This window comes from Candidatus Hydrogenedentota bacterium (assembly GCA_019695095.1).
GTDB lineage: Bacteria > Hydrogenedentota > Hydrogenedentia > Hydrogenedentales > SLHB01 > JAIBAQ01.
This window is the reverse complement of sequence record JAIBAQ010000037.1, coordinates 14,375-39,864: the sequence shown is the minus strand read 5'-3', so window position 1 is coordinate 39,864 and position 25,490 is coordinate 14,375. Positions and strand designations below refer to the sequence as shown.

The following is a 25,490-nucleotide window of genomic DNA, read 5'->3' as shown; positions in this document are numbered from 1 at the left end:
TCCTTCTTCCTCCGAGTGCATGTCACAGCGCCCGGTTCTCTAGTCACCAAGCCCCCGTATCGAGTCCAGCGCGGCGGAGCTCCGCACTCTCGATACCTCACTATCGAACCTCATTCTAAGAGTCTGCGTGAGGCCAGTCAAGACGAATTACGGTGTCCGGTCTTATGATTCGTCACGTCAGCGGCGCCCTCCCCAGCGTTTCCAGCGCATCCGGTGTCACCGTCCGCACCTGTGGAAGGCTATCCTGAATCTCAAATAATTCCTGAAAGGAATCATTCACCATGACCAAACGCGATGCGTCAATGCTTCGGCGCGCCATGAATTCCTTCAATGCCCCCACTTTGTCGTCGGTGACGCGGATTTCCTCGAACATCCGCGGAACCATGTGGACATTCATAAGGGACTCTGCTTCTGGATTACGCGTAAACAGGGCCTGTCGGATGCCCCGGTTCCTCAGATCGTATAGACACCCCATCGCATCCGGATCGGGACGCCCGTCTCTTCGAATAAGTGTATCGTCCCAGTCCCAAATCACCCAGTCAAAAGCCTCCGCATCGGTGTAATTTCGCATACTCCGATTCAACAATACGTCCGAACGCAATCGCGGGATCCGCACCGGATACCCGGCAAACAGAAAGACGGATATCAAGGGAATATTGACTCCGCTCAGTCGCGTTTGGGCGCTGCTTCCTCCGAGCCTCGGGTTGATCTCCATTAGAACAGGCTCGCCAGCTTCGTTGCATTTGAACTGGGCGAACCATGGACCTTCAATCCGCAATGTTGCCGCTATTGCCTCCACATGCATGGCAACGCGCGGGTCATGCACACTGCACGTCCCCAAAGAAATGCCCTGACCAATCCGGCTGCGCGCGCGCTGGTTCGCAAATAACAGCACTCCTTGGCGGTCACTGATACAATCCACCGTGAATTCATCCCCCGGCAAGTATTCGCTTAGAAGCAAACCCTTCTCCACCGCTGCCGCCAGTTGCGATTCCGTCGTCACGTGCATCCCGCCGACGGAGCCGCTCGCCACGTCAGGCTTGGCAAAGACTGGCAAGGAGGCATCCTCTGGCTTATAGACGCGTGGAACCGGCACACTACCCTTGAGCCGCTCATAGGTTTTACGCTTGGACAGCAGCATCGTGGCAATCTCGGCACGCGGCGTCACAAACGTTACACCTTCCATCGTCCACTGGGAAAAGACGGCAACGAGCCGGTCCCACGCAGGAAGTACGATATCGATGGCATGCTCACGGAGGATAGACTGGAAGCGCGGCACGAAGTCCGGCTCGTCATACCCGGGGCATAACACATAGTTCGTGAGCAGGTGGCGCGCCGGATCGTGAACCTTCTCGTAACTGCTGCCGCCGAACAAGGTGATCTTGTTGCTCTTCGAGAGGGCCTGTACCGCTTCCAGACCGGGTTCGTTGCGGGTAGGAAAGACAAACACGTTCATGACTGAACCACCCGAACGGACGAAGTAAATAACGTCACTCGATGATATCCTTGATGATGTAATAAGGGCGGTTCTGGACTTCAATATAGATTCGGCTGATGTACTCGCAAATCAGGCCCATACTTATCAGGTGGACGCCTTGCAGGAACAGCAACACGGCTATCACCGATCCCATTTGGTTAATGTCACCGTCCACGATACGGATGTAGACCACCCGGGCCCCCAGCGCAAATCCGCCTATGGCAAACAACCAGCCCACCAACCCTATGAACTGCAGTGGCGCGGACGTAATGCTCGTAACAAGGTCGAACGCGGTACGGAAGAGCCGAAGTACGCCATACTTGCTTGTGCCTGCCGCGCGCTCGCTATGCGCCACTTCAACCTCGCACGTCCGTACGCCAAGCCAGGCTACTTCAGCCGGCAGGTAGCGGGAACGGTGATTGAATTGGGCCAAACGGTCAGTTACTTCACGTCGAAACACCTTCAATGAACACCCGATGTCTCGGAACCCGGCTTTCGTCAGGCGACGCACCAACGCATTCAGAAGCAGCGACGGCAATTTGCGCAGGACTGAATCCTGCCTCCGTTGACGCCACCCGATAACAAAGTCATAGCCCTCTTCAATCTTGGCGATCAGTTTCGGCAACTCTTCAGGAGGATTCTGCAGATCGGCGTCGATTGTAGCCACAATCTGGCCTCGGACATTGGCAAAGCCCGCAAACAAGGCCGGGCTCTGACCAAAGTTCCGGCTCAACCGGATAATGCGCAGCCGTGAATCGCGGGCGCGAAATTCCCTGAGAATCTCAACACTACGATCCGAACTGCCATCGTCGACGGCAAGAATCTCGTAGCTTCGCCCACTCGATTCTAAAGCTGCCGTGAGACGCTCGATAAGAGGACGAATATTCGGTTCCTCATTAAATATGGGAACCACCACCGAGACTACCGGCGTGTTTTCCGACATGCGTCCTCCTTTTTAGCCAACCACACCTGACTTCAAGGTACTATTCGCGATTCTGGCGAGTCAATCGAACCAAGCTTCTCAAAGGCGAGCGGTTACGCGCAAATCCGAATCAGTTCTTCTTCGCGCGAAGTACTCCATCGAAAACCACGCAAGCGACTCTCCGTGTGGCCGTACCCTGCGAGTCGGGTATGAGGTTCAAAAGCGCATCTACTTCGTCGTCACCGATTCGCAATTCATCGCAAATGACTCGCATCATTCTCATGAGATCGGGATTCGAGAGGCATTCGCCGGGTTCTTCAGGAAGCATGATTGAAGGATCGCCACCTGCAAGTTTAAGCACACGCCGCGCCCATACGTCGGCGTCGCTATAGCGAAATGAACCCTCTGGGTTCGCCTGATAACTATCGAAGAACCCCCTCGTTCCCAGACGTTGAAACGCGGCAAAGTCAGGGTGGTCTTTCGGTAAGTCGTCGAAATATGTAATCACCTGGCCTTGCGACAACAGGATATCCTGAAGTTCCTGCACGGGAATGTGGCGCGGCTGCACGCGCTGTTTGATTGCGAGATGCGCGGCTACTCCCGCCGCCTGCCCCATGCACATCCAAGTCGGCTCAAGTCGAACCGACGAAAAAGCAATGTGCGTCGCGGATGCGGGAACGGGCGCCAATAGGCCATCGACCTTCTTCGGGACTATCGCGCGATAGGGAATCTGATAGGGACGCGTGTACCGATTCAGCATGAGGATGTATCCTTCAAGCGCGTCTTCGTGACCACTCTCGTACTTGCGCGTGGGAAACGAATCGATGGGAAACTCACCCGCGCAAATGCTATCGGCATGGACCGGCGCGCGAAAGGACTCGGGTGCATAGGTCAGGTCGCGCTCACTGATCGTATATTCACCCACAACGCGCCGTGCCTCGCGCACATAGAACTGAAACGGGAAACTACCGTTATCCGTAAACTCGTCTTTTGCGAACCCATACTGACGCGCCGCCTCACGGTCAGCTTCGGGAACTTCAGGGTCGTTCTGCAAAAAGTACACGAGTCCAAGGGTGATATTGCGAATGCGCTGCATAATCGCTTCGCGTTCCGCCCACGATGCCTCCGGATATCCCGTGTTTTCCTCCGCAAACGGGAAGCCCAATGGCCAAGGCTTCATGTTCACGTCATACTTCTGATTCGGAATTGGAGCGATGGACAACGCAAGCAGTGCCGATTTGATGCGGCCCAGCCTCAGGTCGAGCAGATAATTCAAGTAACGTTTGCGGTCGTAATCGGGCGGCACTTCCGGATAGACCCGGTTAGCTGGATCGGAGCTAAAACACAGCCGGTAGGTGTACGCGACCAGACGGTCGTCGCCAAGACCCGTAGTTCCGGGAAGCAGGGCGCGAGTCGTGTGATCCATGTAAATCACACCTGCGTGCGCCTCGTCGAATTCGTCGCGGCTTTCGCGCCCTAGACGATACTCGGCTCCCGCAAACGCCGCCAGATCGCCTTCGTACGTCGCGTCGATGAAAACCTTTCCTGAGAACTCGACTTGTTCCCCAGTTTCGCGATTGGTCACACGCACTGATTTCACGCGCTTCCCGCTTCGTGCCGCGCTATCCAACCGATGCCGCAGGAATACGTGTATCTTGGGTTGCTCGGCCAGCATCTCGTTGAAGATTCGCTCCGCAACAGAAGGCTCATAAAAATAGCCGCCACGGCATGCCTTCACCTGCTCTGAATCCGCGCCATAGGTCTTCGTATAATACGCGAGCACGCGGCCCACGAATTCATCCCAAAGACCGCCAATGGCCCCCGCCGTTTCGACGTCCGACTTCCCGAGTCCGCTCGCCGACATACCCCCCACATGCCCGTAGTACTCGAAAAGCGCAACGCTGTGCCCCAGTCGCGCCGCCGCTACCGCCGCTCCAATTCCACCTGGAGTCGCCCCGACTACGATTACGTCGCACGAGCGCGATTCAATCGCGGCTGCCTGTCCATTCACAAATGCGACAGTGGTAATGAGCACAAGCACTGACAGTGAATTACGCACGACCGACTCCTCCAAAACTCACAGATTGCTTATCAGTGGCACCGGGGCTCATCTACCGCGTTTGGCGCAAACTAAGACTGACGCATACCTCGACTACAGCCCGGTTCAGCGCCTCGGTCCCACATCGCGCACATCAACCGGCTTGATACCCAGAGCACGCAACAAGTGCGCATCTGAAAACACTGGCCGACCTTTCTTGCACGAGGCCAGCTTCGGGTCCGCGCACACCGACCCGTCACGTAACGTCAAATCGGTGGCATCCGTCGCTTTGTACTGGTCAAGCGCTATCCCCTCCACCTTTCCTTTTTCACTATAGAAAACGTTGTTCGGCATCGATACTATCGCGTTGGGATTCGTTACGGTGAGTCGCCCTTTCACAACAACGACATTGCGCTCAAAAGTAAATCCCGAAGAACGAGGAAATGTTAACTTCGCGTCACCGCTACAGATGAACACATTGTTGCGAATCGTGTTGTTCTTCGCCATGTGATTGTGCGACGGCCACGCGCAATCCGTCGAAAGATTGCCCTCTACGACGCAGTTCTCGGCCTGTTCGTCCAGGTAATACGCGGACGCGCCATAACCACCTTCAGATTCGATGTCGTGAATCCAATTGCCCGCCAAACGCATGCCCTTGCCAAAACCAACGTAGATGCCCGCCCCGTCATGTAGTTCCTGCATCACGTGATGGATGTGGTTCCCTTCGATCACGTGATTGTCACCGCCGCACACGATCCCACTGTACGTCGTATCGTGAATCAGGTTGTGCAGGAAACGCACGCTCTTCCCTTCCGCCTCGTTGCCGGAAAGCGCAATCCCGCTGGGATAGGTACGTCCCACGTGATGAATATGGCAGTCGCTTACTTCGACACCTCCGCCTGCGCGAATGCCTCCCGCACCCGTATCGTGCACGTGACACCGCGCAATGAGAAGCCCATCACTCCCCCACGTCTGGATTCCCTGGCCGTTCACGTTCGCTATGCCCACATCTTCGATGCGGCAGTTCTCTGACTTGCCAACCTGAATTGCGCCCGCAAAAGCGGATGCCCCGAATCCTCCCGCTTTGAGTGGTGTATTGGTCACGGAGAGTCTTAACCCGCGCAAGGTCACGTTCTTCACCGGACCATTCTTGGAGTCAAGAACGACAATGGATTCCATCGTCGGCAGAATCGCCGCCGCGCTTTCCATATCCTCGCCAGGAAGCGGCCAATACACGACTCTTCCCGCGGCACGGTCAAGGTACCATTGACCCGGTTGGGTCATGCCCTCTCGCACATTCCAGACAACATACTTTTTCACCCCGAATGCCCCGGCAGGATGCCCGGCTTCATTGCTGAAGGTCAGCGTATGAGCTTGCGCGTCATTGGCCGCAACACCGACTACCGATTCGTCCCACATGTGGTAGACCGTCAACTCAGCGCTTCGTACGTCCAGCCACTCCCCCAAATCAGCGGGGTTGTATGTGAGCGTGGTCAGTTCTTCGTGGGTGGGTTTGCGTTTCCATCCGCCGCCGGTTGTACTCATCCACGGCACGTCAAAGACCGTAAGATGCTCGAAGTATCCGGACTCAGGCAGGCGCGCGCGTTTGCAGAAGCGGCCATTCACGACAAGCATTCGGGCGTCGCGCTGCGCATCGGATACCTTTGCGCTCCAGAAGCGATCGCCGTCGCGTTCCCATCCTGCGATTGGCTTTCCACCGTACAGCGTCACGTCGCCGCGCTTGGAAGCCTCGATGGTGAGCCCGCTATCCGCGGCGTTCAGCGTTAGAGGCGCGTCCAGGAAGTACTCACCGGGAAGCAGCATGATGCGGCGCGGCCTTTCCGTGCCTAGTTTGCGTGTGGAGTCGAGTGCGGCGTGAAGCGTGGCAAATGGGGCGCGTCGTTCACCGCTGATCGCGTCGTTGCCCCCAGGGGCAACGAACAACGAGTGTGAACCCTCCTTGAGATTCTTCCCATGCGGGGCACTTGCGCATCCTGTGGCGTGCAATATCACGGCAAAACCGATGCACGCGACCGGTACCCAACAGTATCGAGCAACAATTCTTAACACGACGCGAGTCTCCTTTCAGGAACACAGGATCGACACGACCTGAGTTTGCCTAGGCAGTAGCAGTCTGCATTCTAGCGGATCTTGCCTGTGCTATATGGGAGTTGCTGCCGGAAACGCTTCGCATCGCACGGCTGATTGCGCCGCAGAGCCTTCAGGAAATGCGTGAACTCAGTAAGGCATCAACGGAATTCCGCTGCCTCCGTGCAGCAAGACTTGCCGCACGTAGAGGGTTTCACTCAAGGCTTGAATGAACAGAATGGCGAGAATAAGCCCAAAGAGTTTCAAAGCGGTACAACCGGCGGCGCGCAGGGCGGCCCCGCGCGTATCTCTGCCCGTCCATGACCGGACCAAAAGGGCCAATGAGAAATTCATACCGGCAACCGTACCGAGTACATACGAAAAAGACTCGAGAGCAAGCATCCAACTGAAACCCAGCATGGAACCCAACGTGGATGCATCCCACTCTGCGAGGCTCCTTCCTTGAGTCCATCCCACATAGAGGAGCAGAAGGAAACCCGGCACCAAGAAGAACCCCGGCAGGACGTAAGATATGAGGATTCCCAATACATTGATGAGGAAGACAATTCCAGCGACGGATGCGACAGTCGTAGCTGAGCCTTCGCACAGAGCATTCCTGAACGGGCCGAAAATGGTCTCCAAGGCAATTACCTGGCCTGAGTCCAGGTTTGCCGCACCCGCTTCTTGCGCTGCATCGGTCGTCATGAACCCATACGAAAGCCCGCCCAGAATGGCCAACAAATAGAAAAAGACGACCGACCAGAAGAGGAGCCTGAGGTGCCGGGAATAGGCCGGCATCTTCTGCTGCGCCTCTTCTCCGCGACGCTGGAGCACGACGGCTGATGCGCTGACGATGATTCCTACCGCAATGGGTGCAAAGAGCCACGTGCCAAGGTTGTATGTTTGCATGGCGATACGATGCTCTGGTTCCGCTGGGGTGCACGGAGGACCGCATACCCCCGTGATTCCTGGTTTGCTCCCAGCTTTACGTTAGACCGTATTCGGAAGGCACGAAGAGGTGTGCGTACTGCTTGGCATAATGCGCGGCCGCCCCGTCGCCAAGCGACTCAAATTCATCCATGCCCGCTCGAATCATCCCTATCCAATTTTGCTCGACTTCGGGGATCGACAAACGCCCCTCGCCCGCCGCCTCGTCAATAATCGCCAGCGCCTCTTTCGCTGCCCGATGCGCCCGCTGCAAACGATCCGGTGTCGAAATGATCGCTTTCGCAATGCGCATACACGACTCTGGTGCAAGCACCAACGCTTCGGCACTCGTCCGCACGTCCGACAACGTGAGCAGATCGCGTACGCGCACCGCGTCGCCGGATCGCGTGGCCTCGTTCATCAACTTGCAGTCGTACCATAGCTGCTCAAGCGATACCTCTGGTGAGAACCCACCGAATAGCTGCACAAACGGCACGGACTCGTTGCTCCACGTGTCGCAGCAAGCCATCGCCACATTGCCGACTGGACTCGAATGCGCGCACGCCGCGGACTTGCCTTCCATCGCGATGGGAATCCCCGCGATGGCTTTCAGCACCGGACCTTCGTACGCGCAGTCCTTGTCGGGTCCCTTCGCGCCACATTCGATTGCGACCAGCGATCGCGCCGCCCCGACTGCGCGCACCATCGCCGCAAACACAGTCGGCAGCATGCGTTTGCGAGCAAGCTGCATGGCCGTATTCGCAAAACCGCAGGCTGCATCGCCCCCCGCGACCTTGCCGTACGTATCGGCAATCTTGCAGATCTTTGTCCACAAGAACTCCATGTCGTTCGAGCCCAGCGTACCCATCGCGAACAACACACCGCCGATGTCGCAATTCAGCAAAGCATCGTCGGAGACTTCCTTACCTCCGGTTGATTCGATGGACAGAATGTCAGAGTCTGCCGCGCACGCCTCAAAACACTCAAACACAAGTCGCGTCTCGTCGCTCGTGCGCAAACGTGGCGGCCTGACTCGGTCGCGTATATCGGCAACCGTCGTCCGAAGCGCCGAATGGACGCCCTTGGCCTCGTACCGATCCATGGCTTCACGGGTAACGCGGATCACACGCGCGCCCCACGATGGATTGAGGGTCAACTCAAACACGAGCTCGATTTCGATGATCAGCTTGGCAATGCCGAGATCGTAGGCGCGCTCCAACACGCCTTCGGCCATTCGCGCATACAAGGTCACGACATCGTCTATGGTAGACGCGCTTACCTCGCTGCCGTGAGGAAGTATGTAGTTGACCTCGGGGATCGTCTCCCCGCTGCCCACGGTAATGTGTGGAGTGACGCGAACAGGATTGGGACAAACACCAAATACAAGGGCACGTGCCTCCGGCACTGCCAAAGAGGAAAAGAAACGCATCACGGAACCTTCCAGGCGACCTAAGCGCCTCTAGCCGCTGCCACCGCTTGCGCAATAGCGCGAATATGAGCCGGGCCCGTGCCGCAACACCCCCCTATGATGTTGACCCCAGCATTTATCAAATCCGGTACGCACGCGGCCATCGACTCCGGCGTCTCTGGATAAGACACCGAACCGTCGTCGCCGCGAATAGGACTGCCCGCGTTGGGATGAACGAGAATGGGCGTCTGAGGCGCCGCAGCGCGAAGCTCGCGCGCCACGCTGACCATCTCGCGCGGTCCCAACGTACAATTGATGCCAAGAATGTGAGCGCCTGCTTCGAGCATGGCGGCTGCCATGTCCGCCGCGCCCACACCCATCATGGTTCGATACCCGGTATCGGTTTGCGTGGTGAACGTGAACGATGCCACTACCTCGAGTTTGGTATTCTCGCGCACCGCGCGCACCGCGATGCCCGCTTCATCCAACGCGGACATCGTTTCGACACTACATGCATCGGCGCCGCCGCGTTCCAGCGCGATGGCCTGCTCGCTGTATTGCGCGTAGAGCTCGTCCTCGGTCACATCGCCCATCATCAAGAACTTCCCGGTAGGCCCGACTGATGCCAATACGTGCACAGAGTCGCCCGCAACCTCGCGCGACAACCGGGCGGCCGCCTCGTTCAATTCAGCGACACGATCGGCAAGCCCGTAGGCTTCCAGCTTTATTCGTGTCCCGCCAAAACTGTTGGTCATCACCATGTCGGCGCCGGCATCGGCATATTGCTTCGCAATGTCACGCACCACATCGGGATGCGAGACGTTCCACAACTCGGGACATTCCCCTGGTTGCAGACCGGCAGCCACGAGAAAGCTTCCCCATCCGCCATCGGATACCAGTACTTTCCCGGAGGCAATCTCTTCGCGCAATGTCTTCATAGACACGACTGTCCCTTCTGCGCGGCAGGCGGAGCCTGCCCGCGCCACGCACTACGCAGCCACGCCGGTCAGATAATCGAGTGCGCCCTGCGGATCGGGGAAATAGGCGTTCGCGCCAATCTTCTTCGCAAATTCCGACGTAAGCGGAGCACCGCCGACGATGACGACCGTATCCGGGCTCTGCTGCCGAATCGCGGCAACCGTCTTCTCCATATTAACCATCGTCGTCGTGAGCAACGCGCTCAGGCCCACTACCGCTTTCGGATGGTCCTTCAGCGCATTCAAGAACTTGTCGGCATTGACGTCGACCCCGAGGTCAATGACTTCCCAGCCGCCGCCTTCCATGACCATGCTGACAAGGTTCTTGCCGATATCGTGCAAGTCGCCCTGAACTGTACCGACTATGAACGTACCGCGATGCTGCGCTTGCCCCGATTCAAAATAAGGCTTCAAGTGCTTCATGGCCGCCTGCATCGCCTTGGATGCCATCAGCAAATCCGGAACAAACACCTTGTTCTCACTAAACTTGCGACCGATGGCGTTCATGCCGATAACCAATCCCTGGCCCAACACATCACTCGGGGGAATCCCCATCTGAAGCGCGGCGGCCGTTAGTTCGTCCGCACCGTCTTGACCTTTGAGATCCGGCGGATACGGCGACGCGGCGTTGACCTTCCCCCGTTCAATGCATTGCGCAATTCGTTCGATGATTTCAGACATAAGGCTCCCCTTCCTGTCTCCTTTCTCCCAGAGACAAACACACTTAATATTGCCCTAGCTCAAGTCCCCGGTCAACAAAGAACCGGTAACTGTCATACTCTACCTGATCCGGTATGGAATGGTCGGAGTGAAGCACATACCCGTACCCGCTTTTCACGGCAGGCACTTTGGCCTCCAACTCGCGCGCTATCTGCTCCTTGTCATTCGAATACAGGACTCTGACGTCAATCCCCCCCATAAACGACAGGCGGTCGCCATACTGGCGATGAAGCTCCAGCAGATCCATACCGGCTTTGACTTCAATCACTTGGAGGCAGTCGATGCCTGCTTCAATCATCCCCGGTACCAGCGGAGCCACATAACCACATGAATGCATTACCACCGGCAAATTCCTCGACTTCGCATAGTCGATGGTTTTGCAGTGCCCCGGCTGCACAATCTCTTTGTACATGTCGCACGAGAAGAAGGGCCGCCCCTTGAATCCCATGTCCTCGTAGAACCACACTCCGTCGGGAGCGCCTTCTTCCGCAAACAAAATCTCCATCAAGTCGATGGTGAGCTGCGCATACGTGTCGACCATCTCGCAGATCCATTCAGGGTCAACGGCCATGCCCATCAGCATGTACTCGTGCCCGCAAACGGGATGCATCAACTCGAATACATTGCATCCGCACCACGCGAAGAACCGGTTGCGCGCGGCCGCTTCCTGCTTGATGCGGCGGTACGCCGCGAAATCGATACGCGCGCGATCCGCTTTCAGATACGGCTTGATGTGCTCTTCCCAACCGGCCCGCTCCTTCACTAAGAAGTCGACGTGCTCCGGAGTCGTATCATGCAGCTTGTGCCGCCGCAATACCGCCCCGTTACCGTCGCGCACAAGTATGGTTTCTTCGGTCTCCTCAACGAGCTCGGGTTCGAAATCGAGTTTGGCGACTGCATTGAAGGGCCAGCACAGTTGCAGGTCAAATCCGAAGTGATCCTCCATCGATTCCATCGCGTTGATGCGCCCCTCGGCACTCCATTTCTTGTGGGTGTCGCCCCAGAAATGCTCGAAAACGCCGATTCGATCGACAGGTTTGCGCTTCAGAATATTGTGTATACGCTCTACACTGGTCATCATGCGTATTTGGGCTCCCCTCCGACCCCGAGCACTTCGCGTTTGCGATCAAGATAGTAGAGGTAATTCGCGAGCGGAACATCGGCTGGCACGCGATGATCGACGCCCGGAATGAATCCCCCTTCTTCGACACACGGCCTCAAACGATCCAACTCCGCATCGATTGCCGCACGCGATTCCGCGAGCTTAAGCTTGCAGACTCCCCCCCAAAGCTTCACACGCTTACCGTACTTGGCCCGTATCATACATGGATCCGTCCCCGCATGCACCTCAACGGGGAACATCGTGGTGAGCCCGTTGTCCAGAAAGGTGTCGATGATCGGGAGAATGTTGCCATCCGTATCCGACGTATACACCGTGCAACCGTGCGCGGCGAGCAAATCCGCGATTCGCCGGTACCACGGACCCGCCACCGCTCGCATAAACTCCGGCGGTACAATCGGCCCCATGTTGAAGCAAATGTCTTCCCAACCCATGCAGAAATCGACTTCAACGCGGGACAACACCCTCTCAAGCACGCCCACCGCACACGAGCCAAATGCATCGACGATGTGCGCCAGGAAATCTGGATCCTCGTATGCCATCGTGGCGATTCGCTCAAACCCCATCAAATTGCGCGGTACACCAAGTAGGCTCCCCCCATAAACACCCACCGGCTTGTCCGTCTCCTTTGCAGTGGCAATCGACTCTTCAAAACCAGTCCACCGCTCAGGCCGGTCCACCTCGAGCAACTCCAGGTAGGGCATCCATGAAGCACGATCTTTCACCGGAAAATCGATGAAGTGAGGGATCGACTGATCTCCGAACTTGTTTATCTGCGCGATGCACCCCAGTTGATCTCGAAACACGTAATAATCGCCCCGCACTTCGTATACCGACGCCTCAAAACGAGGCACCGGATTCGAATGCGCCCCGATCATGTGCCAACTCTCGATGCCGAAGTACTCGTATGCCGATGCTTCATCCACGACATGCTCAGGCAAACCCTGCCGATGCCAGACCTGAAGCGTTCGGTCCCAATAACCAAACTCAAAATTGGGCCGTCTGTCGACCTCCTGAAATGACATCGTTCGCCTGAATCGCTCCCGCAAGGTAAGACCGTTAGTCGTTGCCAGAGCAACCTTTGCGTCGTCCCCCCGCCTTGAAATCATCGTCTGTATCTCGGCGTAATCCATGCCGTTAACATCCTCCCCCTGCGAGATGCTATACTCCCACCTCGAATTGTAATTACAGCGTCGGCCCGCTTGTGAATTAGCTGCATGGTGACCCCGACGCGCACCATGTTGGCCTCGAACCGTAATGGGGAAATATCATGACTTCGCGCGAACGTGTCGTCAAGGCACTTGAATCAGACCGTCCGGACCGTGTGCCCAGAGATCTCTGGACACTTCCCGGCGTGCGCCTGAATCGAGCCAATGAACTTAAACGCATGTACGAGCTGTATCCTTCGGATATCGGCGCGCCACTCTTCCGCTATGGCAAATCACTCCGCCAGAAAGGCACGGAAGGCGTTGTTGGCACCTACACCGACGAATGGGGTTGCGAATGGACCGTCGGCGAAGTCGGTGTTTCCGGCGAAGTGAAGAATCCCCCGCTCGCGGATTGGTCGGCGCTTGACGGTTACACCCCGCCGTGGGAATTGCTGGAAGGAGTCGATCTCGCGGCAACCAACGCCTACTGCCAATCCACCGACAAGTTCATGCGCGCCGGCACCCACGTGCGCCCGTTCGAACGCATGCAGTTTCTGCGCGGCACCGAAAACATGCTTGCCGACGTGCTCATGCAAACCGACGAGTTCTTCCGGTTGCGAAATATGATTCACGATTTCAACATTCGCGAACTGGAGATGTGGGCCAACACCAAAGTCGACGCCGTGAGTTTCATGGACGACTGGGGCGCGCAAAGCAATCTGCTCATCGATCCCGACCTATGGCGCGAGCTATTCAAGCCGTTGTACCGCGAGTATTGCGAGATCATCAAAAGCTCCGGCAAATACGTGTTTATGCATTCCGACGGCCATATTCGCGCCATCATTCCCGACTTGATCGAAATTGGTGTGGATGCAATCAACAGCCAGTTGTTCTGCATGGACATCGAAGAACTAGGCAAGACGTTCAAAGGAAAGATCACCTTCTGGGGAGAAATCTGCCGGCAACGCATCATGCCGTTCGGCACGTCCGACGATGTCCGCAACGCCGTCCGCCGCGTCCGCCGCGCACTCGACGACGGTCAAGGCGGCGTCATCGCCCAATGCGAATGGGGCGTCAATGACCCATTTGAGAATATTGCGGCAGTGTTCGAGGCATGGGAAAAGCCTCTGGAAGCCGTGTAGGACAAGGCGGCCCGAGTGGACTGATCGGTCTCTGCGAAGAAAGGGTCGACTGGACCGTGCTGCAGTATGTGTGGAGGGAGTTGAAGGAGGCTCTCTCAACTGGGTAGTCTTTGCACATTCGGTTGCTCGTCAGGGCAATCTCGATGGGGGTTCTTCAGAAGTAAAGTGAGGGGGTACTATGCATCCGGACCAACGCCGATGGCTCGTGCTTCTAGCTGGAGTCTGCTCGAATCTCTGCCAGGGATCCGCATACGCGTTCAGCGTGTACGCCAAACCGCTCATGGAATTTCTGGGCTGCGATAAAGTCTCCATAGGCTGGGCTTTCACGATCAATGTGGGATTCCTCGCTGCCGGTACCATCGTCGCGGGGAAACTGGCTGATTCGAAAGGGCCGCGCATGGTGATCCTAATCGGCGGGGTGGTCTTTGGGTGCGGCTTGCTCCTGGCCGGTCTCGGGGTGAAGAGCCTTCTCTGGATCTATTTAACCTATGGTCTGATGCTGTCGTTGGCCAGCGGCGCGGCGTATGGCGCGGCAGTCGGCGCCAGCGTGAAATGGTTCCCCGACAAGCGGGGTCTGGCTTCCGGCATCGTGGTCGCCGCGCTTGGTTTCGGGCCGGTGATTATCGCCCCGGTTGCCCAGAAACTCATTTCGCTTTATGGCATTCTCACAACCTTCCAGATATTCGGTGTGGTTTTCATGGTCGTCATCTGCGCGGCATCCTGGTTCATCACCAGTCCGCCCAAGGATTACCTCCCGCAAGGTTTCGTCCCTAAGGTGCCGCAAGGCGGAGCCCCGGTGGTCAACATGACATGGACCCAGATGCTGGGCCAAGGGCGCTTCTGGCTCCTTTACGTCCTATACGTCTGCGGAGCGTTCTCCGGGTTGCTGATTATCAGTCAGATGAAACCGTTTGCCATGGAACTTGCAAAGCTGGACGATATGAAAGCGGCGTTCGTCGTGAGCATCCTGGCGGCGGCGAACGCAAGCGGCCGCGTGGTTTGGGGGGCGGTTTCGGATCGGATTGGCCGCTATTTGTCACTGGTGTTCATGTTCCTGATCACCGCTTCGGCCATGTTCCTGATGACCAAGTTCTCGGGGAGTTCGTACACACTGATCCCGCTGGTGATCTTCATTGGATTGTGCTACGGAGGGTATCTGGGGCTCTTCCCCTCGATGTGCGCCGACGCATTCGGGCCTAAGAACCTCACGCTCAACTACGGACTGCTGTTCTCGGCCTTCAGTATCGCGGGCGCCTTGGGACCATACGTCGGAGCGAAATTCGCTAAAGATCCCAACACGGCTTTCATTATCTCGGGTATCATTTGCTGCTTCGGGTTGATACTGGCTTTGATGGGGAACAAGTTCGTCAAGAAGACCGCCTAGTCCGGTCGTTTCAGAAGCTCCCGCTGGCGCTCTACGCTGGTCCGCACCAGTCCATGCCCGTCTGTGTTAGTCCATGCCCGTCTGTGTTAGTCCGTGCCCGTCTGTGTTAGTCCGTGCCCGTCTGTGTTAGTCGGTGCCCGTCCGTGTTAGTCCGTCCTACCCGCACCATTGCCTCTTCAATCCAAAATCGAAAATCCAAAATCCAAAATAAAAAAATAGAATGCCCCGGCATTCCTTCCGTCGAAGGGACGCCGGGGCAATTTCCCCCGGGTGAAATCTTGCCGCTGGCAGATTGAATAGCGACTAGGCGCTACCAATTCCTGCTTCGCAAGCAAGCTCTACGCACGGGCCATTTCGGGGAGACTCCGCCTCGCGACTCCCAATATTTGGTCTTAGCTGCAAGGCTGTCCTGGTGACATAGGTGGGATGTGAAGGCTTGGGTTGGCCGAACAGCGCGGTCAGATGGGTAAGGTAGGTGTTCATCGGTCTGACCCGCCATCCTCGCCGAGAGTCGTAACATCCCCCCGGTTATGGTCGTCGTTTTTAACTAGTACATTTCGCACCAGCTCTAACAGAACCGGCTTCTCAACCGGCTTTGCTACATAAGTATAGCCGTTCAGGGCTTTCCGCGCCCGCGGAGTCATGTCAACCCCAGCGCCCGACATGGCGATTATCGGAAGATCCGGAAATTCGTCATGTAGAATCGTCAAGGTCTCAATACCTTCCTGTTCCGGCATCATAATGTCCGTGATGACCAGGTCTGGACGCTCATGTCGGCAAATATCTACGCCAACTTTCCCATTCTCCGCGTCCCACACCTCATGGCCGTCTTGCTCTAAAATCAGGCGAAATGTCAGACGAAGGACCGGTTCGTCGTCAATTACTACGATCCGTGACATCCCTTCGCTCCCCTCGTGACTCACCTACGGCCAGTGCCCCCCGGCTAGTGCTTTGACGGAGTGTACCCTCGTGCTACTCGGCACGCTCCCCGGGAAGACGCTTTCAACTTGACCAGCAGGACCATCCAGACCCTTACCAGTCATCACGGCTATATATAGAGCAGGTTGCGTGCCAAACTATCGTTCCATTCCAGGATAACCACAAATACTTGCAATTGAATCACTTAGGTTAAGAACCGACACACCTCAAGCCAACGCCGATTGTCCTACCCCCTGTCCCCGTGCACAAGTCTGCTCAGGACATAAGTGTCTCTATACGTTTTTTGCACACGCAATTGCGCTTTGCGCGGCGTCTTTAGTGAGTAAATACGGCCTCACGCGGTCCCCGATACCCCAACAAGATCGGAATAGATTGAGTCTCTGACTCACCGTTCCAACGGTACTCGCCCCTTCGCTACGAATCTTCCCTCGACCAGCGAATAGACCTGCGTGTATCCAAGACGAGACTCCCCCTCCTGACGGCTCTTGAACTCAGTAAGCAGTTCGGGCACCCCATCTTCGTTCAAATCCTTCATGTACACGACAGTAGGGATCTCGACAATCTGCTGATACTCCTTGCCGTTCCATGACCATGCCTCAAATCGGTCGCCTTCAGCTAGAAACGATAGCCTACAGAAAAAGAGGTCTAGATTTCCGTCGCCATTCATGTCGCGGACCCCAAACGAAGAGGCAAAATAATCCTCAATCGCCGCTCCCGCACTGCCAACGAAATTGAATCCAAATTCCGGACTGCGCCATTGGGACGTGTAGACCTTGCCATTCCACTTGAAGACTTCGACTAATGCTCTGAAGTCAGGGAGAGGTTCCTTGGCCGTGTAGATCTCGCGAGTGTAAGCGACGGCGATTTCATCTTGGCCGTCCCTATCCAAATCGGCGTAGATCACGGCAGGCGATTGCGATTTCTCACGGTTTGTCACTGGCGCCTGAGTCGACTTGGGTATGGAAGACGTGGCTATACGGGCGTCACTGGGCAGGATGGCTGCAATTTGTCTCAAGTTAAGCACAGGAGGAGAATCACCCAAGGCCGAGAGGAGAATCCCCCACAGACCGGCACTCAAGCTACACGTTGTCACTAGACGTACGTACCCGTATCGAAGCGGATGAGGCGGCATGTCGGAACTCTCCAGAGACGATCATCGACGTCTCTCCATGATCGATCCGCAAATAGACTCGTCAGTTCCTTTCTATGGAAACAACCACTTCGTCGTCCAGGGGCCGCCATCCTCTCGACTATAGACGAGGCGTTCATGAAGCCGGAACGGTTTCTCCAGCCAGAACTCTATCTCGCGCGGAATCACACGGTAGCCCGACCAGAAGTCCGGACGCGGCACGGCTCCAATTCCGAACTTGATCGCATACTCCGCCGCGCGCCGTTCCAGTTCGAGGTATCCCGTCAGTGGTTGCGACTGCTTCGACGCATACGCCCCAATCCGGCTCTGGCGATCCCGAGACGCGAAATACGCATCCGCCTCTTCCGTCGTAACCGGTTCGACGCGCCCCGTCACCCGAATCTGCTTCCCAATCGTCGTCCAATAGAAACACAACGCGGCATGCGGGTTCTCGGACAATTCACGCGCCTTTGGACTGCCTAAATTGGTGTAAAACACAAATCCGCGATCGTCGAACGCCTTCAGCAGAACCATGCGCGCCGAAGGAACACCCGACGCCGACGCCGTCGCCAGACACGCCGCCGTTGGCTCGCGCAGCCCACACGCCTTTCCTTCCTCAAACCACTTTCCAAACAACTCTATAGGATTCTCAACGACAGGTATCGCCATGAACACCTCTCCAACGCTTCCCCCAAGGACGCGAATCGTGCACCAACAAAGCGCCCGGAGCCGCCATCCCGACGACTCCGGACAAGACCCATATCATAGCAGGGTCGCTGCCTCACACATAAACCCGACTCTGCCGAGCGCACACCATATGCGCGAGTACCGAAAGGGCACCGGTGAATTGACGCATGGTACTTTCTCCGACGCCCTACTCCCTACGATTGATCGCCCTCTCCATCAACGTTTGTCCGTTTGCGTCGAGAATCGCAATCTCCAACCGGTCCGGCGTCGCCTTTGCACGAATGACCGTAGCGTTTTCGGCCTCCGATCCGCCTCCAATGACGATAGGATAGTCGTGCTGCCCGGCGACGGGTTCCACAATCTCGTGTCTGTGAAGATGCCCGCAGATGAGCACATCGAGTTTTCCCGCGTTGAGCAGTGGTGCCCATTTCGAGGTGCAATCTTCCGGTCCATCGCCAGACTGAAACATCGGCATGTGCATGAATCCGACGCGAAACGCCGCCTTCTTGAACGCCTCGCTCTCGACCTCGCCCTTCAGCCATTCCGTTTCTTCGTCCCTGTACGCGTGGAAATCTGCCAGGCCACCGTATTCCTTGCTGGAATCGGTCTTGTCCTCGCCCGAATCGAGCACTACGAAATGAGCTGGTCCCCGATCGAACGAAAAGCAATACTGCTCGTTGGGCGTCGCGACGAAATCAATCAGCCTTCGCGCGTAATACCCGCGCGCTTCGTGATTGCCACGAACCAAAACAAACGGAATCTCCCCCTCGCACAATTCCGCAAACGGTATGGCCATCTGATTCACCAAAATATCCCGCTCTGAGACTGTGGTCATGATGTCGCCATTCAGGAAAGCGATATCGAAGGGCTCCTTCTTCGCGACGGGAAACAGCATCGAACGCAGCTTCTTCGATGAATGAACGTCATTGAATACGACGAACGAAACCGAATCGTAATTGGGTCCCGGGGTTGTGAAATGGTGCGTCTCCCCCTCGATCGTCGCACCGTACACAACCTCATACGGCCTGAAACGCTCGATTTCCTTGGCCATGATGCGGTACGAGTACTTCGTTCCGGGTTTTAGCCCAGTCAGACCGATCTTCCAAAGGTCTTCGCCTGCATCGATGAGTCCGAAGTGACTACCCATGGCCTTTCTGTCCAATGCGTCGCCTTCACCAAACTCGACCCACCCCAGACAAGGCTTATTCGTCAGCCACATCACGGTGATTGAATCAGGCAACGGACTCTGCAGATACGGTTGCGACGTAAAGCGCAGCGGCTCCTTCGCCAGAGAAGGATCGAGAGTCTCATTGCTTTGCGCAACAGCGTCCGCGCTCACAAGACACGCAGTCAATACAACGAAGAAGTGAAATGGATGTCGGTAGTTCAAAGCAAAGCCCCCCATACAAAACTCCCCCACTTAACTCAACGCGTCAATCATGCCAAGGTCCACATACCCCAGTAAAATGAAAGGCCCCGTCCGAAGCAGCGTGCTGCTCGTCTCCGGACGGAGCCCAATCTTGTTTGAAACTTGATCCCTAGTTCGCGACGGCAGCCACCGCCTTCGATTCGTTATGCTCCGCGAGTTTCTTCACGATCCACGCCGTATCGCGCGCGATGACCAATTCCTCGTTTGTCGGAATCACGAAGACCTTGGTTGGCGAACTGTCCGTCGTAATCACCTTCTCATGCTTCGCATTGCGCTCGGGATCGATCTTCACGCCAAGATGCGTTGCATTTGCAAGCATCCGTGCCCGCATGTCGGCGTCGTGCTCGCCGATACCGCCCGTAAAGACAATCGCGTCGACACCGTTCAGAGCCATTGCCGACCCCCCGATGAATCGCGAAGCGCGATATGCGAACATCTCCAGTGCGAGCGAACAATTCTTGTCGCCGTCTTTGCTCAAGGCCTCAATCTCGCGCACATCGTGGTGATGGCAGATACCCTCGAAGCCGCTGTGTTTGTTGAGGATTTTGTCCACTTCCGGCGCCGACATTCCCAGTTCCTTGATCATGAAAATGGGAATGTACGGATCGAGGTCGCCCGGACGCGTCCCCATCATCACGCCGGCCAACGGCGTAAGACCCATCGTAGTGTCGATCGACTTTCCGCCCGCGACTGCGGTAATGCTGCTGCCATTGCCGAGGTGACACGTGATAATGCGCGTCTCTTCAATCGGCTTGCCCAGCAACTTCGCGGCTTCTCGCGACACATAGCGATGCGAGGTGCCGTGGAATCCGTACTTGCGGATGCCGTGCTTGAGATAGAACTCCTCGGGAATCGCGTACCGGAACGCCTTCTCCGGGATCGAGCGGTGGAAGGCAGTATCGAACACAGCCGCTTGAGGCGTGTTCTTGAACGCTTCCATGCACGCGCGAATGCCCAACAACGCTGGCGGATTGTGCAATGGCGCAAGCTTCGCGCAACGTTCAATGCCCTCAATGACCTTGTCATCGATCAATGCCGTGTTGGAAAACTCCTCGCCTCCGTGCACGACCCGATGACCAATTCCTGCAATCTCGGAAATGTCTTTGATCACGCCGCAACGATCGCTTCGCAACAGATCGCAAATCATATTGATTGCGACGTTGTGATCGGGGATACACAACTGCCCTGGCTCGCCAAAATACTTCGCCGCGCACTTGGGGTCGTGAACCAGGCAACAGCCGCATTTCACGTCAGCATGCTGAAGGCCAATTCGTTCGACCATCCCATGAGCCAGTTCGCGATCGTCGCCGTTCACCTCGTAAATCTTGAATTTGACCGACGACGAACCGCTGTTCAACACCAGAATCTTCATGTCTTCCTGCTACCTTTATCTGAGGACGGCTTAGTTTACGACGCCGCCCCTAATTTCGCTTGAATAGCGGTCACCGCGGCAACACCCACGATATCTTCCGCGCTGCACCCCCGCGATAGGTCGTTCGCGGGAAGACGCAGACCCTGAACTATAGGTCCGTAGGCGCTCGCTCCTCCCAACCGTTCGACGAGCTTGTACGCGATATTGCCCGAGTTCAGATCAGGGAAGATAAGAACCTTCGCCTTACCGGCGACGTCGCTGCCGGGCGCCTTTCGCGAACCCACCGCTTCCACAAGCGCTGAATCCGCCTGAAGCTCGCCATCGATTCGAACGGGCGAATTCGGCCCAAACCGTTCCTTTGCCAGATCCTGCGCCAAACGTGTCGCCGTCACCACCTTCTCGGTAAGATGGCTCTTGGCCGAGCCCTTCGTGGAATACGACAGCATCGCCACAATGGGATCAATCCCAAAACTGATCGCCGACTGCGCCGAACAGACCGCGATCTCTGCCAACTGCTCTGCCGTGGGATCTTCAACCAACCCGCAATCCGAGAAGACATAAGCCGTCTCGCCAAAAGTCATGAAAAAGAAACTTGACACCGTCTTGATGCCAGGGGCCGTGCGGAGAATCTGCAGGGCTGGGCGAAGCGTGTCGCCCGTCGAATGGATTGCCCCGGCAACAAGGCCGTCGCCCTTCTTCTTGTGCAGCATCATGATGCCGTGCGGAATGGGAGTCAGCATCGCCTTACGTGCGTCGTCGAGAGTTGCCCCCTTAGCCTTCCTCATCTCGAAGTATTCTTCTACAAACTCATCGAGCCAAGGAGAGACCGATGGGTCAACGATTTCAAATTTGTCGCCAGCACCAAGGCGTTTCAAGTCTGTTTCAACCTGTTCGCGATTGCCTACCAGCACCACTTCCGCGATACGCTTCTCTCGAATCTGAATCGCCGCACGCAACGTGCGCTCGTCCTCCGGCTCAGGTAGGACAATTGTAGAAGGATGGCTACGGGCACGCTCGTAGATGTTCTCAATAAACGACATTTGTCTTCTTTACCTTACCTAGGTGGTTTCCCACGATTTCCCCCCAAAAGGCACACAACGGTAAAGTGATGCAGAAAGCATGCCACTTCAAATGCCTTTGTTCAACTTATACAAAGCTTTATAAAACAATATGTTACACTGCTAGCGACAAGACAGCCGTCTGGACAGACCAGCCCATAGTACACATTTGATCATGACACAAGTGCCCAATTTAGAACTAGTCTCGAGGTCGCGATATCTGGTAGGACTTCAATTTTTGATACAAGGTGTTGCGGGCAATCCCGAGATGTCGTGCGGTCTTTGCCATGTTCCAGTCGGTCTGTTTTAGCAGCGCGATAATCTGCTCGCGCTCCGACAATCCACCGGCGTCGGTCCGCCACGCCGTATCCCCACCTCCCGCCGGTTGTACAGCGTGACGATGAAGTTCTGGCGGCAGGTGCTTGGGAAGAATATGAGAATCGTGACACACGATAAAGGCGCGCTCAAGACAGTTCTCCAATTCCCGCACATTACCCGGCCACGGGTACGTCATGAGGATCTCCATCGTGTCCGGAGCGGCGCCGGCCACTTCCCGCTTGAAGACTTTGTTGTGCCGTCTCAGGAAATGGTCGACCAGAAGCGGAATGTCCTGACGGCGCTCGCGCAGCGGAGGCAAGTGCAGTCGCACGACATTCAGGCGGTAGTAGAGATCCTGACGGAATTCACCTCTCCGGATCTTCTCCTCCAGGTCTTGGTTAGTTGACGCAATTACGCGTACATTTGTACGCACAGGTGTAGATGACCCAACTCGTTCAAATTCGCGCTCTTGCAACACACGCAGGAGGCGCAGTTGCAGGCGCGGGGAAATGTCACCTATTTCATCCAAGAGTATGGTCCCGCCGTCGGCCGCCTCAAAGCGCCCAACACGGTCCTTGATGGCGCCGGTGAATGCTCCCCGCACATGCCCGAACAGCTCACTTTCAAGGATGTCCTCAGAAAGGGCGGCGCAGTTCACCTTCAGGAAAGGACCACTTGCCCGGGGACTCGCATGGTGCAACGCCGCCGCCACGAGTTCCTTGCCCGTCCCACTCTCGCCACAAATAAGCACCGTGCTGTCGGTTTCGGCCAACTCGCGAATCAGGCTGAAAATCTCCTGCATGCGCTGGCTTTTCCCGATCATATCCCGGTACTGTTGACTATCCTCGACCTGCTGCTCCAATCGCGTCAAGCGCGTCATGTCGCGAATCATCATGACCGCACCCTTGAACGCGCCCGCCTCGCTGCTGATGAGCGGCATCGTGCTCACGAGAAGGATACGGATATCATCCCGGTTCCTGCGCAACTCGATGCGCCGGTCCACGACCGGGTTGCGGGTGCGCAAAGTCTCTTCAAGGGCCTCGCGTGCCGAGTCGAATCCATCCCGTATGGAGGCAAAAGGCTTCCCGCTGAGTGCGCACGACGGCAGACCAAGTATGCCCGCCGCGGCCGGATTGACCTGACGGACTGACATGTTCGCGTCTACAGTGATAATACCTTCATTGACGCTGTTGAAAATGGCCTCCAGGTCGCTCCGGAAGATGTCCATCTGCTTCGCATAATGGTCGCGCTCGTCAGCCAGCGCCTTCTGCTCCAGAGCCAGACGCGTGACCCGCTGCAGCGCAGTTCGCGTGACCGGTTTCGGAAGGTAGTCAAATGCCCCCAGTCGAACGGCCTCTGCTGCCGTTTCGACGTTCGGCTCGCCGGTGATCATAATCACCTGACACTTGATACCCCGCTCGCGCACGGATCGCAGCAGATCTACGCCGGTCTTGCCCGCGAGGATGATATCGGTAATCACCAAATCGACATTGCCGTTGCTTAGGTGACTCAACGCCTGATTGTAGTCGGCGGCCGGAAGAACCTCGTGACCTTCTTGCGTCAAGAACTCGCCGAACGTCAGCCGCAGTACCGATTCATCTTCTACCAAGAGAATTCGAGCCATGTTCCATCCTAATCCGTCACTGCAGACGTGGAAATCCAGCCATTGTCCAACGGCAGGTCCACGTGAAATCTCGCAAACTTACCAATCTCGCTCTCGACCGTTATACGGCCCCCGTGGTCTTTCACGATGCCATCCGAGACCGATAGTCCAAGCCCCGTCCCAACTTCACGGCTCTTTGTGGTAAAAAACGGGTCAAAGAGCCGGTCCATGTGGATAGGCGCAATACCCGCCCCGTGGTCCTCAACGGTCAAACGCAACCACGGCCGGCTGTCTATCTCATGTTGTCGCGCCGTGATGTGTAGCACCTTGCCAGCATCGGCAACGGGGTACTTGTCGTCCAGCGCGTGCAACGCATTGATGATGAGATTCATGAGAACCTGCTGCATCTGCTCGCTGCGGCACTTCACCTTTGGAAGGTCTTCCGGAACATCCACGGTCAGGCGAACGTGCGACTTCGCAATCTTCTTCCGGCTCAGCGAAAGGACGGCATCGACAATATCCAGAAGGCGCGCCGGACTGTGTGACTCACGATCCTGACGGGAAAACGTCAGCAGGTTTTGCACGATTCGGGCAATGCGCTCCGCTTCCGACCGGATGAGTTCCGCAAACTGGCGGTCTTTGGGTCGATCGGTAAGCACCTGGATCAAGATATCTGCACAGTTGATGATGCCATTCAGCGGATTGTTGATTTCGTGCCCCACACCAGCAGCCAATTCGCCAATTGAGGCCAACTTCGATGCCTGTATAACTTTGCTCTCTGCATCGCGCCGCTCGACCATCTCCGCCAATGCGGCGGCTATGGCCGAGATGAGGTCGCGTTCCTGCGGGAGGAACGGATCGCAATGATTTACGGGACGTTCCAGGTAGTCGACTTCCACATCGCCGCGCTTGCGGCCCGCAACCATAATATCGGCCACCATCCGCCAAGGCGTTTCCTTGAACTCCGCGCAGTGATAGGCCTCGCCATCGAATCGGACCACCGTACCAATGGCCTCAGGCCGCGCGAATGCCGTTCTCACTTCCTCAGAGACACGCCGGCAGATTTCGGGCATGTCTTGCCCGGAACGTATGATCTCCCCCACCCGGTAGAGCGAGGAAATCTCCATATTGCGCTTATTCAGGTCACGGAAGAGGCGGTCCTTCTCTTCCTGATTGCGCTTGCGCGCGCTTATATCGTGAAGAATGGCCGTGAAAATGCGGCGGTTGCCCAACGAGACTTCGCTGATGCTAATCTCAAACGGGAAGACGCGCCCGTTTTTATGGCGGCCCTCCAGTTCCCGGACTAGGCCAATAATGTGCTTCTTACCCGTGTCACGATACCGCGAAAGGTGAACGTCATGCTCGCTGCGCATTGGTTCTGGCATGAGCATGTTGACGTTATGGCCAACCACCTCCGCCGCCGTATACCCGAACATACGCTCCGCGGCCCGATTGAAATGCTCGATCTTGCCCGTTTCGTCTATCGTAATAATCCCATCGACGGCAGACTCCACAATAGCCTGCGTCCACGTAGTGCTATCGTGTGTTGCTTCTTCCACCGTTGCAGCTTGCCGTCGCTTCGACATACCTCTCGCAGAAATCCC

At 56.5% G+C, this 25,490-nt stretch carries 20 protein-coding genes; 2 read left to right on the top strand and 18 right to left on the bottom strand.

Features of this window, described 5'->3' with window-relative positions:
* Nucleotides 1–172: 172 nt before the first annotated feature.
* The 10 genes from K1Y02_08660 to K1Y02_08615 form a co-directional block, all read right to left on the bottom strand.
* The gene (locus K1Y02_08660; protein ID MBX7256419.1) at nt 173–1,456 is read right to left on the bottom strand and encodes an ATP-grasp domain-containing protein; all 1,284 of its coding nucleotides are present in this window, start codon (nt 1,454–1,456) and stop codon (nt 173–175) included.
* A gap of 34 nt (nt 1,457–1,490) precedes the next feature.
* Nucleotides 1,491–2,420 (bottom strand): glycosyltransferase, encoded by a 930-nt coding sequence (locus tag K1Y02_08655; GenBank protein ID MBX7256418.1) that lies wholly within the window; start codon nt 2,418–2,420, stop codon nt 1,491–1,493.
* A 109-nt stretch (nt 2,421–2,529) separates the two neighbouring features.
* Nucleotides 2,530–4,389 carry an FAD-dependent oxidoreductase gene (locus tag K1Y02_08650; protein MBX7256417.1) on the bottom strand — a complete coding sequence of 620 codons (1,860 nt, stop codon included), beginning with the start codon at nt 4,387–4,389 and terminating at the stop codon, nt 2,530–2,532.
* 174 nt (nt 4,390–4,563) lie between these two features.
* Complete coding sequence (locus K1Y02_08645; GenBank protein ID MBX7256416.1) at nt 4,564–6,507, bottom strand: right-handed parallel beta-helix repeat-containing protein; 1,944 nt, start codon at nt 6,505–6,507, stop codon at nt 4,564–4,566.
* 168 nt (nt 6,508–6,675) lie between these two features.
* Nucleotides 6,676–7,434, bottom strand: coding sequence for a hypothetical protein (locus K1Y02_08640; GenBank protein ID MBX7256415.1), 759 nt, complete (start codon nt 7,432–7,434; stop codon nt 6,676–6,678).
* A 76-nt stretch (nt 7,435–7,510) separates the two neighbouring features.
* Nucleotides 7,511–8,881: a hypothetical protein gene (locus K1Y02_08635; GenBank protein ID MBX7256414.1), complete on the bottom strand. Its 1,371-nt coding sequence runs from the start codon at nt 8,879–8,881 to the stop codon at nt 7,511–7,513.
* A gap of 20 nt (nt 8,882–8,901) precedes the next feature.
* Complete coding sequence (locus K1Y02_08630; protein ID MBX7256413.1) at nt 8,902–9,798, bottom strand: homocysteine S-methyltransferase family protein; 897 nt, start codon at nt 9,796–9,798, stop codon at nt 8,902–8,904.
* A 51-nt stretch (nt 9,799–9,849) separates the two neighbouring features.
* On the bottom strand, nt 9,850–10,518 hold the full coding sequence (locus K1Y02_08625) for a corrinoid protein (protein ID MBX7256412.1): 669 nt from the start codon (nt 10,516–10,518) through the stop codon (nt 9,850–9,852).
* A gap of 43 nt (nt 10,519–10,561) precedes the next feature.
* Nucleotides 10,562–11,644: a hypothetical protein gene (locus K1Y02_08620; GenBank protein MBX7256411.1), complete on the bottom strand. Its 1,083-nt coding sequence runs from the start codon at nt 11,642–11,644 to the stop codon at nt 10,562–10,564.
* Complete coding sequence (locus tag K1Y02_08615; GenBank protein ID MBX7256410.1) at nt 11,635–12,810, bottom strand: hypothetical protein; 1,176 nt, start codon at nt 12,808–12,810, stop codon at nt 11,635–11,637. Before K1Y02_08615 ends, K1Y02_08620 begins: the two co-directional genes overlap by 10 nt.
* Nucleotides 12,811–12,947: 137 nt before the next feature.
* Between K1Y02_08615 and K1Y02_08610 the strand changes: the two genes are divergently transcribed.
* On the top strand, nt 12,948–13,967 hold the full coding sequence (locus K1Y02_08610) for a methyltransferase (GenBank protein MBX7256409.1): 1,020 nt from the start codon (nt 12,948–12,950) through the stop codon (nt 13,965–13,967).
* Between the two features lie 178 nt (nt 13,968–14,145).
* Nucleotides 14,146–15,351: an OFA family MFS transporter gene (locus tag K1Y02_08605; protein ID MBX7256408.1), complete on the top strand. Its 1,206-nt coding sequence runs from the start codon at nt 14,146–14,148 to the stop codon at nt 15,349–15,351.
* 479 nt (nt 15,352–15,830) lie between these two features.
* Here the strand turns inward: K1Y02_08605 and K1Y02_08600 are convergent, their stop codons facing one another.
* From K1Y02_08600 to K1Y02_08565, 8 genes are all read right to left on the bottom strand, one after another.
* Nucleotides 15,831–16,250, bottom strand: a complete 420-nt coding sequence (locus K1Y02_08600; GenBank protein MBX7256407.1) for a response regulator — start codon at nt 16,248–16,250, stop codon at nt 15,831–15,833.
* A 425-nt stretch (nt 16,251–16,675) separates the two neighbouring features.
* Nucleotides 16,676–17,422, bottom strand: coding sequence for a VCBS repeat-containing protein (locus K1Y02_08595; GenBank protein ID MBX7256406.1), 747 nt, complete (start codon nt 17,420–17,422; stop codon nt 16,676–16,678).
* A 72-nt stretch (nt 17,423–17,494) separates the two neighbouring features.
* Entirely contained in the window at nt 17,495–18,088 is a 594-nt protein-coding gene (pdxH, locus tag K1Y02_08590; GenBank protein MBX7256405.1) for a pyridoxamine 5'-phosphate oxidase, read from the bottom strand.
* A gap of 205 nt (nt 18,089–18,293) precedes the next feature.
* On the bottom strand, nt 18,294–19,511 hold the full coding sequence (locus K1Y02_08585) for a metallophosphoesterase family protein (GenBank protein ID MBX7256404.1): 1,218 nt from the start codon (nt 19,509–19,511) through the stop codon (nt 18,294–18,296).
* A 133-nt stretch (nt 19,512–19,644) separates the two neighbouring features.
* The gene (locus tag K1Y02_08580) at nt 19,645–20,907 is read right to left on the bottom strand and encodes an acetate kinase (protein MBX7256403.1); all 1,263 of its coding nucleotides are present in this window, start codon (nt 20,905–20,907) and stop codon (nt 19,645–19,647) included.
* A gap of 35 nt (nt 20,908–20,942) precedes the next feature.
* A complete protein-coding gene (pta, locus tag K1Y02_08575; protein MBX7256402.1) occupies nt 20,943–21,947 on the bottom strand; it encodes a phosphate acetyltransferase in 1,005 nt (334 codons plus the stop codon).
* A gap of 217 nt (nt 21,948–22,164) precedes the next feature.
* The gene (locus K1Y02_08570) at nt 22,165–23,907 is read right to left on the bottom strand and encodes a sigma 54-interacting transcriptional regulator (protein ID MBX7256401.1); all 1,743 of its coding nucleotides are present in this window, start codon (nt 23,905–23,907) and stop codon (nt 22,165–22,167) included.
* An 8-nt stretch (nt 23,908–23,915) separates the two neighbouring features.
* On the bottom strand, nt 23,916–25,472 hold the full coding sequence (locus K1Y02_08565; GenBank protein MBX7256400.1) for a PAS domain S-box protein: 1,557 nt from the start codon (nt 25,470–25,472) through the stop codon (nt 23,916–23,918).
* Between the last annotated feature and the right edge of the window lie 18 nt (nt 25,473–25,490).

Bases quoted from the DNA above. Each gene is read 5' to 3' on its own strand.
- pdxH (MBX7256405.1), bottom strand. From the start codon at position 18,088: ATGGCGATACCTGTCGTTGAGAATCCTATAGAGTTGTTTGGAAAGTGG.
- K1Y02_08635 (MBX7256414.1), bottom strand. From the start codon at position 8,881: ATGCGTTTCTTTTCCTCTTTGGCAGTGCCGGAGGCACGTGCCCTTGTA.
- K1Y02_08610 (MBX7256409.1), top strand. From the start codon at position 12,948: ATGACTTCGCGCGAACGTGTCGTCAAGGCACTTGAATCAGACCGTCCG.
- K1Y02_08605 (MBX7256408.1), top strand. From the start codon at position 14,146: ATGCATCCGGACCAACGCCGATGGCTCGTGCTTCTAGCTGGAGTCTGC.
- K1Y02_08600 (MBX7256407.1), bottom strand. From the start codon at position 16,250: ATGTCACGGATCGTAGTAATTGACGACGAACCGGTCCTTCGTCTGACA.
- pta (MBX7256402.1), bottom strand. From the start codon at position 21,947: ATGTCGTTTATTGAGAACATCTACGAGCGTGCCCGTAGCCATCCTTCT.
- K1Y02_08595 (MBX7256406.1), bottom strand. From the start codon at position 17,422: ATGCCGCCTCATCCGCTTCGATACGGGTACGTACGTCTAGTGACAACG.
- K1Y02_08580 (MBX7256403.1), bottom strand. From the start codon at position 20,907: ATGAAGATTCTGGTGTTGAACAGCGGTTCGTCGTCGGTCAAATTCAAG.
- K1Y02_08660 (MBX7256419.1), bottom strand. From the start codon at position 1,456: ATGAACGTGTTTGTCTTTCCTACCCGCAACGAACCCGGTCTGGAAGCG.
- K1Y02_08585 (MBX7256404.1), bottom strand. From the start codon at position 19,511: ATGGGGGGCTTTGCTTTGAACTACCGACATCCATTTCACTTCTTCGTT.
- K1Y02_08625 (MBX7256412.1), bottom strand. From the start codon at position 10,518: ATGTCTGAAATCATCGAACGAATTGCGCAATGCATTGAACGGGGGAAG.
- K1Y02_08630 (MBX7256413.1), bottom strand. From the start codon at position 9,798: ATGAAGACATTGCGCGAAGAGATTGCCTCCGGGAAAGTACTGGTATCC.
- K1Y02_08655 (MBX7256418.1), bottom strand. From the start codon at position 2,420: ATGTCGGAAAACACGCCGGTAGTCTCGGTGGTGGTTCCCATATTTAAT.
- K1Y02_08615 (MBX7256410.1), bottom strand. From the start codon at position 12,810: ATGGATTACGCCGAGATACAGACGATGATTTCAAGGCGGGGGGACGAC.
- K1Y02_08640 (MBX7256415.1), bottom strand. From the start codon at position 7,434: ATGCAAACATACAACCTTGGCACGTGGCTCTTTGCACCCATTGCGGTA.
- K1Y02_08565 (MBX7256400.1), bottom strand. From the start codon at position 25,472: ATGTCGAAGCGACGGCAAGCTGCAACGGTGGAAGAAGCAACACACGAT.
- K1Y02_08570 (MBX7256401.1), bottom strand. From the start codon at position 23,907: ATGGCTCGAATTCTCTTGGTAGAAGATGAATCGGTACTGCGGCTGACG.